The following is a 13,119-nucleotide window of genomic DNA, read 5'->3' as shown; positions in this document are numbered from 1 at the left end:
AGCGGTCCCCGGAGGCGAGGTGTCCGAATCGGCCCAGGAGTCCCCGCGCCGCAGATCTCAGAGGGCGTCGAGCCAGGTGAACATGTGGTGGAGCAGGGTGGAACGGGCGCCATAGGCGCAGTGCTCCCCGGCGCCATCGACACTATGCAGGGGAACCAACGTTGTGGGGCAGGTCAATTCGCGGTGTAGGCGCTCGGGCTGGCCCGCGAAGAAGTGGTCGTTGTCCGGGGCGAAGATGAGGGTGGGCGCCGTGATGCGATCGGCGAGGCCGTCGAGGGTGTATTCCCTTGTGCGGCGCAGGTATTCGGAAATGGTGGCGGTGCCGAAGGACCACGGGCCGTTGCGCAGCGCCCACCGTGTGCCGGTGTGGTTGGCCATCATCAGATGCGCGACCGGATCCGCGACGTCATCGCGGCCTGCCATGACCCACTCGGCGGCGACGGCCGGGATGCTCGCGAAGTTCACGTCGTAGTAGCTGTAGATGCCGCCGTCGAGAATCAGCCCGGCGACGCGGTGTTCGAAGGCGGCGGCCCGCGGGGTCAGGAAGCCGCCCAGGCTGTAGCCGTACAGGTAGACGTGCTCGGCGTCCACTTCTGCCCGCGTCAACGCGTAGTCCACGACCGGGGTGAGGACCGCTTCCCAGTCGGGGCGGAAGAACAATCGCTGATGCCGCAACGCGGCACCCTGGCCGGGGCCGTCGTAGGCGAGGACGTTGTAGCCGCGCGGCAGTGCCGCGGCCGCGAGGGCGAAGTACGCCTCCTCGGCCGGGGAATCGAAGCCGCTGGTGAGAATGATGGTCGGCCGGGGTGCGCCGGAGTCGTCGGCCAGGAACAGCAGGCCGGGCAGATGGGTGTCCTGGTAAGGGATCTCGACTGCCTCAACGGGCGTGTCCATGAGTTGGGCGGCTTCGGCGAAGGTGTCCTGGGCCCGTGCGAACAGGTCCTTCGCGACGGGATCGTCGAACGGATCGTCGCGGCGGAAGAACTCGGCGGTGCGGTAGTAGTTCGAGGCGCGCAGCAGCGCCTGTCTACCTCCGAGCGCGCGCGCCCGGTCTCCCGCGACGGTCCACTGTGTGCACCATGCCTCCTCGTCACCGTCGGGAACGGCGCGTGCGACAGCCAGCACCTCGCCGAGATCGGCGCCGCCGAACTCGGCGAAGCAGGCGGTCCGCAGCGCCTCGAAGGCAAAGGACTCGTCATCGAACAGGAACTTCACCGGAATCTCCTACGTCTATCCGACTACGTCAACACGATGGCGTATCGACGTTGAAACCGTAGATTACAACTACGTGTAAACGCAACCGTATCGTCGTGGCATGATGGGGGCATGACAGCCGAACGACGCCGTCCCGCCGGGGCCGCCGTAATGCAACCGCAGGTGACGGAGGCCATCACCGAAGCGGTGCTCGCCGAATTGGCGGAGGTCGGCTACGGCCGGCTCTCGATGGAGGCGGTGGCGCGGCGGGCCGGCGTCAGCAAGCCGACGGTCTACCGGCGTTGGCGATCGAAGGAGGAGATGGTGACCGCTCTCGCCTCGACTCTGGCGGTCGCGGCCGCCGAGACTCCGGACACCGGCACCCTGCGCGGTGATGTCCGGGCCTATCTGGAGTCGGCGGCGGGCATGCTGTCCCATCCGTTGGCGGCCAGGGTCATTCCCGATCTGTTGGCGGAGGCGTCGCGCAATCCGACACTGGCGCAGTCGCTTCTGGTCGGTGCGCGGGACACGCGGCGCGAGCGGGCCGCCGATATGCTGCGGCGGGCTATCGCCCGCGGCGAGCTGCCCGTGGATCTGAACCTCGATCTGGCGCTGGACATGCTCGCCGGACCGCTTTATTGGCGGCTGATGATCGTGGGAATTCCGATCGAGCCGGACTATTTGGGCCGGCTCACCGACCTGCTCATCGCGGGTTGGCGAGGCTGAGTCCTGCCTCTCAGGCGGGGCGGGTCAGCACGCGTTCGACCAACGCGGTGTCGCAGTACTCGACCACCTCGCGCAGCTTCCCGTCGGCGACCCGAAAGACGAAGCAATAGGTCTGGTTGTAGGTCTCCCCGCGCGTGGTCACGGCCTCGGCGCGGGCCTGCACGACGACGCGGTCGTCGGCTGCGACGATCGTGTCCGCGGCCGAGCGGTATGCGGTGAACTGAGCCATCAGCGGACGCAGGAGTCCTTCCAGCACAGCTGATTTCGGCTGCCACGTACCGCTCCAGGACCAGTCGCCGGGGAAGACCCAGCGGAAGTCGTCGGCCATGGCGTCGCTGAGTGCGCGGGTGTTGCCGAGGGACATCTGCTCGAAGATGTCGGTGAGCAGCTTCTTGTTGTCGAGCGCGGTCATGCCCACGACGCTAGGGCCGCCCAAGGTATGCGACAAGCGACTGTCTTGCATATGTGGTATGAGAATTGCGCATGGATGAGTTCACCGTCTCCGGTCTCCGCGTGGTGCGGGAAGCCGCCGCCTGCGGGTCCTTCTCGACGGCCGCGGAGAACCTCGGTTACACCCAGTCCGCGGTGTCCAGGCAGATCGCGCTCATGGAGCGGGCGGCGGGCCGCGCGCTGTTCGAGCGACACGCCCGCGGCGTGCAGCCCACCGAGGCGGGGCGGATCGTGCTGCGGCACGCGGACGTGATCCTCGGCGAACTGGAGCAGGCCCGGCACGACATCCGTCATCTCACGGCGCGCCCGGCGGGCCGCCTGCGCGTCGGTGCGTTCTCCACCGCGATGGCCGCCTTGGTGCCCGGGGCGATCTCCGCGACCCGTGACCGGCAGGTGCGGATCTCGCTGCGCGAGGGGCTCAGTCCCAGACTGCTCACCGCCGTCTCGCGCGGACGCCTCGACCTCGCAGTGGTGACCGCGCCGGACCCCTTGCCCTCCGGCGTGGAGATCGAACCCCTGGTGGACGATCCGTTGCTGGTCGCGGTCCCGCCCACGCATCCGCTCGCGGGCGCCACCAGCGCGACCCCCGAGGTATTGCGCGATGAGCGATGGATCGCGGGCAGCCAGGAGCCGTCCGCCACCCTCCTCGGTGCTTGGCGCGACCCGGACTGGGAGCCGGACATCGCGTTCGTCGCGCGTGATTGGTTCGCCAAACTCGGTCTCGTCGCGGCCGGACTCGGTATCACGGTGGTCCCCGGCATCGCCGTCCCCGTGCTGCCGCCGACCGTCGCGCTGCTGCGCATCGACCACCCCGCCGCGGTTCGGCGCACGGTCATCGCGCATCGTGGCGACCGCGGAGCCGCCGATTCGCGCGGTGCGTTCGCCGAAGCGCTGCGCGACCGAGCGGCCGACTTGTCCGCCCAGGTACGCCAGCGCCTTCGCTGATCGCCGCGTTGTTCTCGTGGACCGGAACCACGGGGGCAGCGCCACGAACGGACACGGCGACAAGCCCGCGCCGCATACGCTTCCGCTCCCGCCCTCCTGGAGCGTGATCCGCGCCTTGCCCAGCTGGAGCCGGGCAAGCGCGCGCGGCATCACTCTGTGGACGAGTGTGGATACCTTTGCGAGGCGCGAGCGCCGGTCAGCGGAAGTGGCGATCCGAAGCGGTGGACCGCCGGTAGGGTGGCGGCGGTGGCAGGGCAGTTCGTCGACAGACCGTTGAGCTGGTTGGTCCGGCGGGTGCTGGATCGGGCCGGGCGGGGAAGGTATCTGCTCGGCATCACGGGGCCGCCCGGCGCGGGCAAATCCGCCTTGTCGATCGCGTTGCGCGACGCGATCAATACCGAGGTGGACGGAGCGGTCGCCGAAATCGCGCCCATGGACGGATTCCACCTGTCCAACGACGTCCTGCGGGCGGCAGGAAGCCTTGCGCGCAAGGGTGAGCCGGACACTTTCGATGTCGACGGTTACGTTTCGGAGCTGCGCCGCCTGCGCACCACGCCGGTAGGCGAGCCGGTGCCGTGGCCCACATTCGACCGGTCCATTGATGCCCCGGTTCCCGGTGGCGTGGTGTTCGACCGGCAGTCCATCGTCCTCACCGAGGGCAACTACCTACTGCTCGATGACTTCGGGACGCGGCGGTGGTCCGCGGTTCGCCCATTGCTGGACGAGTGCTGGTACCTGGACGCCGCGCGCGACGTGATCGCGAATCGCCTGCTGGACCGGCACATTCGCGGTGGCCGCACCCCCGCGGCGGCACACGACAAAGTGCACCACAGCGACTTGCGCAACGCTGACCTGGTCGCGACCACCCGCGAGCGCGCCGACCTCTTGCTGCGCTGGCATGCGGGAGGCTATGCGGTGGCCGGTCCGCCCCGGGCATCAGCAGTCGATCCGAGCATCTCGTAGCCGACGCATCCCTGGGATCGCAACGCGCATCGTCCGGCGCGTGCGGCGTCTCTTGCGCTCCACCTGGGCCGATGATGGAGGAATGACGGAGAATCGCGCAGTCGGCAGGTTGTCGCGTGCTTTGCACAACCTGCTGGCCGTGGTGTGCGCTCTGCTGTTCTACTACTTCCTGCCGCTGAAGGCTTTGCATCTGGGCCGGTTGTCCGGCGTGTCGGCGCTGCTCGCGTTCGTCGTCGGCGTCGCGGGCTTGATCTGGCTGGCCCGGTGGCGCATCCGGCGGTACATCATGGATCCGCGCGCGACCGTCGGGCGCATCAACGACGTGCTGCTCGTGGTCTGTGTCGTCGTCACGTTCTTCGCCCTGTACTACTACGTGCTGGAATCGCGCGCACCCGGCCAGTTCGAGGGCCTGCACACGCGGACCGACGCGCTCTACTACACGGTGGTCACGCTGGGCACGATCGGCTACGGCGACGTGCACGCGGTGGGGGACGCCGCGAAGGTGGCCACCATGGTGCAGGTCGCCTTCGACCTGGGCGTCATCGGCATCCTGATCGCGATATCGACCTCACACATCATCCAGCAGTTGAACGAGGCGCAGCGCAACCGTCCGACGGGCGGCGGCGACTAGCGCCGAGCGTCGCACGCGATCAGCGGTTGGCGCGGTACCAGCGAATGAGCGAATCGGTCGACGAGTCGTCCTGCGGTTCGGGGTCTTCCGCCGACGTGAGCAGCGGCGCCAAGGCGAGCGCCTGCTGTTTGCCGAGTTCGACACCCCACTGGTCGAAACTGTCGATGCCCCAGATCGTGCCCTCCACGAACACCTGATGCTCGTAGAGCGCGATCAGCTGACCGACGACCGACGGGGTGAGTCGCGGCGCGAGGATGGTGGTGGAGGGACGGTTGCCCGGCATCACCTTGTGCGGCACGATCGCCGGATCGGTGCCCTCGGCGGCGATCTCCTCCGCGGTCTTCCCGAAGGCGAGCACTTTGGTCTGCGCGAACAGATTGCTCATCAGGATGTCGTGCATGCTGCCGGTGCCGTCGCTGGTCGCCAGATCGTCGGTGGGCTGGGCGAATCCGATGAAATCCGCTGGAATGAGGCGGGTGCCCTGGTGCAGCAATTGGTAGAAGGCGTGCTGGCCGTTGGTGCCCGGCTCGCCCCAGAAGATCTCGCCGGTGGAGGTGGAGACCGGGGTGCCGTCGGCGCGGACCGACTTCCCGTTCGACTCCATGGTCAACTGCTGGAGGTAGGCGGGAAAGCGGGCCAGATCGTTCGAGTACGGCAGCACCGCATGCGATTCCGCCCCGAAGAAATTCGAGTACCAGACACCGAGCAGGCCGAGCAGCACCGGAGCGTTCGCCTCCAGCGGCGCCTGGGCGAAGTGCCGATCCACCGCGTGCATACCGGCGAGGAACTCCGCGAAGCGCTCCTTGCCGACGGTCGCCATCACCGACAGGCCGATCGCGGAGTCCACCGAGTAGCGGCCGCCGACCCAGTCCCAGAAACCGAACATGTTCGCGGTGTCGATCCCGAACCTCGCGACCCGCTCGGCATTGGTGGACACCGCGACGAAGTGCTTGGCCACGGCGTCCTCACCGAGCGCGGCGACCAGCCAGCGCCGGGCCGCGGTCGCGTTGGTGAGCGTCTCCAGGGTGGAGAAGGTCTTGGACGCGACGATGAACAGGGTGGTGGCCGGGTCGAGCCCGGCCAGCTTCGCGACCAGGTCGGCGGGATCGACGTTGGAGACGAACCTGGCGCCGATGCCCGCGTCCTCGTAGTGCCGCAGCGCCTGGTGCACCATGACCGGACCCAGATCCGATCCGCCGATGCCGATGTTGACCACCGTCGTGATGCGCTCGCCGGTCGCTCCCCGCCACGCGCCGGAGCGCAGCGCGTCGGTGAACTCGCCCATCCGCCGCAGCACCTCGTGCACCTCGGCGCCCGCGTCGACGCCGTCGATGACCATGGTCTCGCCTTCGGGCAACCGCAGCGCGACGTGGCCGACCGCGCGGTCCTCGGAGGTGTTGATGTGCTCGCCACGGAACATCGCGTCGCGACGATCGGGCACGCCCGCCTCGCGCGCCAATTCCACCAGCAGATGCAGGGTTTCGCGGTTCACGCGGTGCTTGCTGTAGTCGATGCGCAGGTCCGCCACCTGGACGGTCAGCTCGCTGCCCCGGGCCGGGTCGTCGGCGAAGAACTCCCTCAGGTGTCGTCCCGCGACGGTGCCGTGGTGATCGTGCAGTTTCCGCCATGCCGCCGTCGCGGTGATGTCGCTGCTCACGTTCGCCGAGACTACAAGCAGGCACCGCCGCGCGCACGGCTGCGGGCGCGGAAGTCGGTCGAATCGGCGTCGAAGGTGGACACCCGTTGCCACACCGGACTTACCCCGACCGTGCACACGAGGGCGCAACGCGCGAGCCCATGCGGTGGACGTGGGTCCGATCCGGGGTCCGCGTCCGTTCCAGGATGAGGTCTCGCGGCATAGGCTGGCCGCATGGTGTCCGAACGTGAACTTCTCGAATCCGTGCCGACGCAGTTGTGGATCGGAGGGCGGGCCGTCGACGCCACCGGTGCGGGTACCTTCCCGGTGCACAATCCGGCGACCGGGGAGGTGCTGGCGAACGTCGCGGACGCGACGCCGGAGGACGCGCTGCGCGCGCTCGACGCGGCCGTCGCGGTGCAGGACGAGTGGGCGGCCACGCCCGCCAGGGAGCGCGGGGAGGTCCTGCGCGCGGTGTTCGAGCGGATCACCGCCAGCGCGGAGGAGTTCGCCCTGCTGATGACCCTGGAAATGGGCAAGGCGCTGCCGGAGAGCCGCAACGAGGTGCGCTACGGCGCCGAATTCTTCCGCTGGTTCAGCGAGGAGGCCGCCCGCGTGCACGGGCGCTATCTGCACGCGCCTTCGGGCACCGGCCGGATCATGGTGCACAAGCAGCCGGTCGGCCCATGTCTGGCGATCACGCCCTGGAATTTTCCGCTCGCGATGGGGACGCGCAAGATCGGCCCCGCGCTGGCGGCGGGCTGCACGATGATCGTCAAGCCCGCCTCGGCGACGCCGCTGACCATGCTGCTGCTCGGCAAGCTGTGCAGCGAGGCGGGACTGCCCGACGGCGTGCTTTCGGTGCTCACCTCCAGCCACTCCGGCGCGGTGACCCAACCGTTGATCGACGACGCCCGGCTGCGCAAACTCACCTTCACCGGCTCCACCGAGGTGGGCAAGAAGCTGGTGGAGAAATCCGCGAACCGGTTGCTGCGCACCTCGATGGAACTCGGCGGGAACGCGCCGTTCGTGGTGTTCGCCGACGCCGACGTCGATGCCGCGGTGCAGGGCGCGATGTTGGCGAAACTGCGCAACGGCGGCGAGGCGTGCACCGCCGCCAATCGCTTCCACGTGCACAACAGCGTGCTCGAGGAGTTCACCACCAAGCTGGTCGAGGCGATATCCAGCAGTGTGCGGCTCGGGCCGGGCGCCGACCCGGACACGACGCTGGGCCCGCTGATCAACGAGGAGCAACTGCGCACGGTCGGCGAATTGGTCGACGACGCCGTCGCGAAGGGCGCACAGGTGCTGATCGGCGGCAAGGCGCCCGACGGCCCCGGCTGGTACTACCCGGCCACCGTGCTGCGCGACGTCCCGCCGCAAGCCAGGATCCTGCGCGAGGAGGTCTTCGGCCCGGTCGCGCCGATCGTCGGCTTCGACACCGAGGAAGAGGGGCTCGCCGCCGCCAACGACACCGAATTCGGGCTGGTCAGCTACGTCTACACCCGCGACCTCGATCGCGCGCTGCGGATCGCCGAGGGTTTGGAATCCGGCATGGTGGGCGTCAACCGCGGCGTCATCTCCGACCCCGCCGCCCCCTTCGGCGGCGTCAAGGAGTCCGGCTTCGGCCGGGAGGGCGGCACCGAGGGCATCGAGGAATACCTCTCCACCAAATACATCGCGCTCACGTGAGAGCGTGCCGCGGATTCCGCGCCACTGAAGGCGATCGATCGCGCACCTGAGGGTCGAATCCGGCCTGTCGGCGCCGACCCGCGCAGCCCCCCTGCTTTCCGGGGGACGACTTCGTCGATCATCGACACTAGCCTCTACCTGAGGTCCGAGGAGGCGGCGAAGGGGCTGATTGTGAGAAGGTGCGGGTGCCGGTGACGCCTGATTGAGCAACGGCATCGTCAGAGCCTTCTTGCGGGCCGTGGACGATCTGAAACGGCTGACCAAGAGGGAAGCCGAGGGCCTCGCGGACATGAAAACAGGCGCGGCCCGCGCTTCCCGGGAAGTCGTCGATGTGCACACGCACGGGGACGCCGACGGTGCGCTCGCGATCCGACGCGCGGCAGGTGGCGATGCCGGTCCCTTGCGGGATCTGTGCCCCCCGCCGCCGGACCGAGCGTCGCTGAGCCGGGCCGGACAGAGACTCGAAGCCGAACTGAATCGACGTTTCGGCGAGAACGGACCGACCGACGAGGACCTGTATGACTTCATAGCCAACCGTCGGCTGTCCCGGCTGGAGCAATACGCCATCATCGACCGGAGAATCGAGGAAACAGCGGCTTCTCTCGGCCGGGACAGCGCCGACCTACGCGAGCAGATGCGGCGTGAACTGAAGGACGCGCTCGACGGGAAACCGCTCGCCATCCGCGTCCGCGACGACAAACTCGTGGCACTTCTCGAGGAAGGGCGAATCAGGGGGAGCCGCAACCCCGTGGGCGTTCGCGCTCATGCCGAAGAAGAGTGGTTCGGCCCGCACGTCCACGACAACCCGCCCGTCTACGGCTACGTTGCCGTGGACGGAGTGCGTCCTTCCCAAGACGGCATGATCGATGGGTTGTCGGAGCTGAACTACGGCGACAATCAGATCTACCTGAAGCCGGAGGTCCGGTCACGAACGACCATCACGTTCGGTGACTCGCTGGTGGAAAGGGAACGGGCGATACCCTCCCCCCTGGACAACCCGTCGGAATATTCCTATGGCGTCGGAGTGCGCGATCTCGCTCCTATCGGCCGCGACTATCTCGGAGCAGATTTTCGCGCCAGCCATTTCATCGAAGCCCAGATGTTCGATCTCACAACCGCGGACATAGATTTCATCGGGTTGCACCAGTCACCCAGTCCGGCGTTGCGACAGGCGCTGGACCAATCCGGAGTGGATTGGCGTGTCCTGACCAATCGCACGATCGCGGCGGAGGGCAGCCCCGCGGAACGAGCGGCCGCGATCGAACGGACAAGTCAAGACCTCGAGCATCTTCGCCATGTGCATCCCGTTATGCGCTCGCATGCCGAACCGCTCGAAGCAGAGCTGAGGGCCGACCTGCGGGCGCTGAACGATTCCACCTCAGGTGATGGACCGGCCGCCGAACCCGGATAGCGTCGGTGGACGCCTTCCACCAAGCCGACGGTCTGAAAACCTTCCGCGCTCCTCTGGGGGCGGACATGAAGTGACCGCCCCGGGTGGCATAGCCCGGGGCGGTCTATTCGAAAGCGACGGTCTCGCGAGCGCCGCGTTGGGGTCAGATCAGTGGCCGAGACGACCGCGGCCGAGGCGAAGCAGCAGCATGGCGAGGGTGTGGCCCTCTTGGCCGAGCTCGCTGAAGCGCTCCAGCACCTTCATCTCGCGACTGTGCACGAGGCGCGGCCCGCCTGACGCCATGCGCGTCCGGCCGATGATCCGGGAGATCTCCGTCCGGCGCTTGATCGCGGCCAGGATCTCCGCGTCGAGACGGTCGATCTCCTTGCGGAGCTTGTCGATCTCGGCCTCGGTCTGCGGCAGCGCGGATTCGGACCCGGTCGTCGTGGCAGGGGTGCTCATCATTCATCTCCTCGTGTCAGAACATGGATCGGCGGGTGCCGAAGGCTCGTTACCGATCAGTTCTTTCACCGTGAAACAGACCTGGTGGGGCCTTGTATTGTCCCCCCAGAAGGCGTGCTCAGGTACAGGCTCCGCGATCCCGGCGTTCGGCTGGCAGCCGAATCGGATGTCTTGCGAAAGCGCTGAGCATGTCGCCAGTGTGCCACGGGTAGGGGGGTATGCAAAACGTATACGTTTGGCAATGTCGCGAGAAACGCAGGTCGTTTCGCCCGCCCTTCCCACCAGGGGGAGTTCACCCGCCGTTCAGTCGACCGGCGCCGAACCGATACCGATGTCACCCGGGGCTTCATCTCTGTCGGTGCCCGCCGGTAGCGTGGATGGACGATGGACATCACGGTGGCTCCCAAGACGCAGGGCGGTCGGGTCGTGCACCCGGATCCGACATCGAAACCGCAGCTCGCCGGCGGTAACGCGGCGGAGGGGCGGCAGCCTGCCTCCGTTCCCGAGGCGCCGCCAACGGACGCCGAGCGCGAACGGCAGCGCGTCGAGCGGGAACAGCGGCGCGCCGAGGAGGCCGAGCGCCTGCTCGACAGCCTCAATCCACAGCAGCGCGCGGCGGTGGTGCACACCGGATCCCCGCTGCTCATCGTGGCGGGCGCGGGCTCGGGCAAGACGGCCGTGCTCACCCGCCGCATCGCCTACCTGCTGGCCGCCCGCGGTGTCACGCCGGGCCAGGTGCTGGCCATCACATTCACCAACAAAGCCGCCGCGGAGATGCGGGAGCGGGTGACCGGGCTGGTCGGCCCGCGGGCGAACGCCATGTGGGTGTCGACGTTCCACTCCAGTTGCGTCCGCATCCTGCGGACCCAGGCGGCGCTGCTGCCCGGCCTGAACTCGAACTTCTCGATCTACGACGCGGACGATTCCCGGCGCCTGCTCACCATGATCAGCCGCGACCTGGACATCGACGCCAAGAAGTACTCGGCGCGCCTGCTCGCGACGGCGATCTCGAACCTCAAGAACGAACTCATCGACCCGGCCCGCGCCACCGCCGACGCGGAATCGGACGACACGGAGCTGCCCGGCCTGGTGGCCAAGGTCTACACCGAATATCAGCGCAGGCTGCGCTCGGCGAACGCGCTGGACTTCGACGACCTGATCGGCGAGACCGTGGCGCTGCTGCAGCACCACCCGCAGGTCGCCGAGTACTACCGCCGCCGGTTCCGGCACGTGCTGGTGGACGAGTACCAGGACACCAACCACGCGCAGTACGTCTTGGTCCGCGAGCTGGTCGGCCACCACGTGGAAGGCGGCGACGAGGACCGGGTGCCGCCGAGCGAACTGTGTGTGGTGGGTGACGCCGATCAGTCCATCTACGCCTTCCGCGGCGCGACGATCCGCAATATCGAGGAGTTCGAGCGCGACTTCCCCGACGCCGAAACCATTCTGCTGGAGCAGAACTACCGCTCCACCCAGCACATCCTCTCCGCCGCCAACGCGGTGATCTCGCGCAACGAGAACCGGCGCGAGAAGAAGCTGTGGACCGATTCCGGCGAAGGCGACCTGATCACCGGTTACGTCGCCGACAACGAGCACGACGAGGCGTCCTTCGTCGCCCGCGAGATCGACCGGCTGGTCGACCAGGGCGAGGCCAACTACGGCGACGTCGCGGTGTTCTACCGCACCAACAACAACTCTCGCGCGCTGGAAGAGATCTTCATCCGGATGGGCCTGCCCTACAAGGTGGTCGGCGGTGTCCGCTTCTACGAGCGCAAAGAGGTGCGTGACGTGGTCGCCTACCTGCGCGTGCTGGAGAACCCGGAGGACGCGGTGAGCATGCGCCGCATCCTCAATACGCCCCGCCGCGGCATCGGTGACCGAGCCGAAGCCTGCGTGGCTGTCCATGCCGAACAACGCGGGATCGGTTTCGCCGCCGCCCTGCGCGACGCCGCCGAAGGCAAAGTGGCGCTGCTGAACACGCGCGCTCAGCGCGCCATCGCCGGCTTCCTGGAATTGCTCGACGACATCAGGGCCGCGGGCGAACAAGCGGAGTCCGACTTCCCCGACCTGGGCAACGTCGTCGACGCGGTGCTCGAGCGCACCGGTTATCGCGCCGAGCTGGAGGCGTCCGACGACCCGCAGGACGGCGCCCGGCTGGACAACCTCAACGAGTTGGTCAGCGTCGCGCGCGAGTTCAGCTCCGAGGCGCACAACAACGCGGAGGCCGCCCGGCAGGAGGGGCTGTTGCCCGAGGTGGGCGAAGGCGAGCCGGATCCCGGTTCGCTCGCCGCGTTCCTCGAGCGGGTCTCGCTGGTGGCCGATACCGACCAGATTCCGGACGAGGGCTCCGGGGTGGTCACGATGATGACGCTGCACACCGCCAAGGGGCTGGAATTCCCGGTGGTGTTCGTGACGGGTTGGGAAGACGGGCAGTTCCCGCACATGCGCGCACTCGGTGATCCGACCGAGCTGGCCGAGGAACGCCGCCTCGCCTACGTCGGCATCACCAGGGCCCGGCGGCGGCTGTATCTGACGCGGGCGGTGGTGCGTTCCGGCTGGGGCCAGCCGGTGTCGAATCCGGAATCGCGCTTCCTCCAGGAGATTCCGGGTCACCTCATCGACTGGCGTCGGCTCGAGCCCGCCGGTTCACCCGCGACGAGGGGTCTGCGGCGGCGTGGCGGGGACGACGAGGGGCTGGAGCGGGACTGGACCCGCGGCGACGGCTGGGCGGAGCCGCGTCCCGGCTTGCGTGATCGCGGTCCGCGCAGGCCCGCTCCCGGCGGCGCGACCCGCAACAACACGAATTTGGTCCTCGCCGTGGGCGATCGGGTCAGCGACGACAAGTACGGTCTCGGCCGCGTGATCGCGGCGGAGGGCTTCGGCCCACTGGCCACGGTGACCATCGACTTCGGCACCGCGGGCAAGATCCGGTTGATCCCGCAGTACAGCCGGACGTTGGTCAAGCTATGAGCCGCGTAGGCCTTTCGACCCTGCCCTTGCCGGTGTCGCGCCGGTAGCGTCCGCGACGTG

The 13,119-nt window shown here is 68.2% G+C and carries 11 protein-coding genes; 7 read left to right on the top strand and 4 right to left on the bottom strand.

The window, feature by feature from the left end:
* Positions 1 to 57 precede the first annotated feature (57 nt).
* Positions 58 to 1,215, bottom strand: coding sequence for an alpha/beta fold hydrolase (locus ACIHAX_RS18100; RefSeq protein ID WP_355074679.1), 1,158 nt, complete (start codon positions 1,213 to 1,215; stop codon positions 58 to 60).
* A 111-nt stretch (positions 1,216 to 1,326) separates the two neighbouring features.
* Between ACIHAX_RS18100 and ACIHAX_RS18095 the strand changes: the two genes are divergently transcribed.
* Complete coding sequence (locus tag ACIHAX_RS18095; protein ID WP_397278569.1) at positions 1,327 to 1,920, top strand: TetR/AcrR family transcriptional regulator; 594 nt, start codon at positions 1,327 to 1,329, stop codon at positions 1,918 to 1,920.
* Positions 1,921 to 1,930: 10 nt separating this feature from the next.
* Here ACIHAX_RS18095 and ACIHAX_RS18090 read toward each other — a convergent pair whose 3' ends face one another.
* Positions 1,931 to 2,332 carry a nuclear transport factor 2 family protein gene (locus ACIHAX_RS18090; protein ID WP_364428734.1) on the bottom strand — a complete coding sequence of 134 codons (402 nt, stop codon included), beginning with the start codon at positions 2,330 to 2,332 and terminating at the stop codon, positions 1,931 to 1,933.
* A gap of 71 nt (positions 2,333 to 2,403) precedes the next feature.
* Here ACIHAX_RS18090 and ACIHAX_RS18085 point away from each other — a divergent pair, with 71 nt between their 5' ends.
* The 3 genes from ACIHAX_RS18085 (at position 2,404) to ACIHAX_RS18075 (ending at position 4,909) form a co-directional block, all read left to right on the top strand.
* Positions 2,404 to 3,315: a LysR family transcriptional regulator gene (locus ACIHAX_RS18085; RefSeq protein ID WP_355074673.1), complete on the top strand. Its 912-nt coding sequence runs from the start codon at positions 2,404 to 2,406 to the stop codon at positions 3,313 to 3,315.
* 246 nt (positions 3,316 to 3,561) lie between these two features.
* A complete protein-coding gene (locus tag ACIHAX_RS18080) occupies positions 3,562 to 4,278 on the top strand; it encodes a nucleoside/nucleotide kinase family protein (RefSeq protein WP_397278566.1) in 717 nt (238 codons plus the stop codon).
* Positions 4,279 to 4,360: 82 nt separating this feature from the next.
* Positions 4,361 to 4,909, top strand: a complete 549-nt coding sequence (locus tag ACIHAX_RS18075; RefSeq protein ID WP_364428743.1) for a potassium channel family protein — start codon at positions 4,361 to 4,363, stop codon at positions 4,907 to 4,909.
* 19 nt (positions 4,910 to 4,928) lie between these two features.
* Here the strand turns inward: ACIHAX_RS18075 and pgi are convergent, their stop codons facing one another.
* Positions 4,929 to 6,566, bottom strand: a complete 1,638-nt coding sequence (gene pgi / locus ACIHAX_RS18070) for a glucose-6-phosphate isomerase (protein WP_364428746.1) — start codon at positions 6,564 to 6,566, stop codon at positions 4,929 to 4,931.
* 213 nt (positions 6,567 to 6,779) lie between these two features.
* Between pgi and ACIHAX_RS18065 the strand changes: the two genes are divergently transcribed.
* Positions 6,780 to 8,237: an NAD-dependent succinate-semialdehyde dehydrogenase gene (locus ACIHAX_RS18065; RefSeq protein ID WP_364428749.1), complete on the top strand. Its 1,458-nt coding sequence runs from the start codon at positions 6,780 to 6,782 to the stop codon at positions 8,235 to 8,237.
* Positions 8,238 to 8,871: 634 nt separating this feature from the next.
* Positions 8,872 to 9,648, top strand: coding sequence for a hypothetical protein (locus ACIHAX_RS18060; RefSeq protein ID WP_397278563.1), 777 nt, complete (start codon positions 8,872 to 8,874; stop codon positions 9,646 to 9,648).
* A gap of 147 nt (positions 9,649 to 9,795) precedes the next feature.
* On the opposite strand, the gene ACIHAX_RS18055 is transcribed toward ACIHAX_RS18060, so the two are convergent.
* Complete coding sequence (locus tag ACIHAX_RS18055; protein ID WP_062977356.1) at positions 9,796 to 10,089, bottom strand: chorismate mutase; 294 nt, start codon at positions 10,087 to 10,089, stop codon at positions 9,796 to 9,798.
* A gap of 384 nt (positions 10,090 to 10,473) precedes the next feature.
* Between ACIHAX_RS18055 and pcrA the strand changes: the two genes are divergently transcribed.
* A complete protein-coding gene (gene pcrA, locus ACIHAX_RS18050; RefSeq protein WP_397278561.1) occupies positions 10,474 to 13,059 on the top strand; it encodes a DNA helicase PcrA in 2,586 nt (861 codons plus the stop codon).
* Positions 13,060 to 13,119: the final 60 nt, after the last annotated feature.

Source organism: Nocardia sp. NPDC051929, assembly GCF_044548645.1.
Taxonomy (GTDB): domain Bacteria; phylum Actinomycetota; class Actinomycetes; order Mycobacteriales; family Mycobacteriaceae; genus Nocardia; species Nocardia sichangensis.
This window is presented reverse-complemented; position numbering and strand designations above follow the sequence as displayed.

What these genes read in the sequence shown, in the direction of transcription:
- ACIHAX_RS18090 (WP_364428734.1), bottom strand. Translation starts at nt 2,332, where the DNA reads ATGACCGCGCTCGACAACAAGAAGCTGCTCACCGACATCTTCGAGCAG.
- ACIHAX_RS18055 (WP_062977356.1), bottom strand. Translation starts at nt 10,089, where the DNA reads ATGAGCACCCCTGCCACGACGACCGGGTCCGAATCCGCGCTGCCGCAG.
- ACIHAX_RS18060 (WP_397278563.1), top strand. Translation starts at nt 8,872, where the DNA reads ATGCGGCGTGAACTGAAGGACGCGCTCGACGGGAAACCGCTCGCCATC.
- ACIHAX_RS18095 (WP_397278569.1), top strand. Translation starts at nt 1,327, where the DNA reads ATGACAGCCGAACGACGCCGTCCCGCCGGGGCCGCCGTAATGCAACCG.
- pcrA (WP_397278561.1), top strand. Translation starts at nt 10,474, where the DNA reads ATGGACATCACGGTGGCTCCCAAGACGCAGGGCGGTCGGGTCGTGCAC.
- ACIHAX_RS18085 (WP_355074673.1), top strand. Translation starts at nt 2,404, where the DNA reads ATGGATGAGTTCACCGTCTCCGGTCTCCGCGTGGTGCGGGAAGCCGCC.
- ACIHAX_RS18065 (WP_364428749.1), top strand. Translation starts at nt 6,780, where the DNA reads ATGGTGTCCGAACGTGAACTTCTCGAATCCGTGCCGACGCAGTTGTGG.
- ACIHAX_RS18075 (WP_364428743.1), top strand. Translation starts at nt 4,361, where the DNA reads ATGACGGAGAATCGCGCAGTCGGCAGGTTGTCGCGTGCTTTGCACAAC.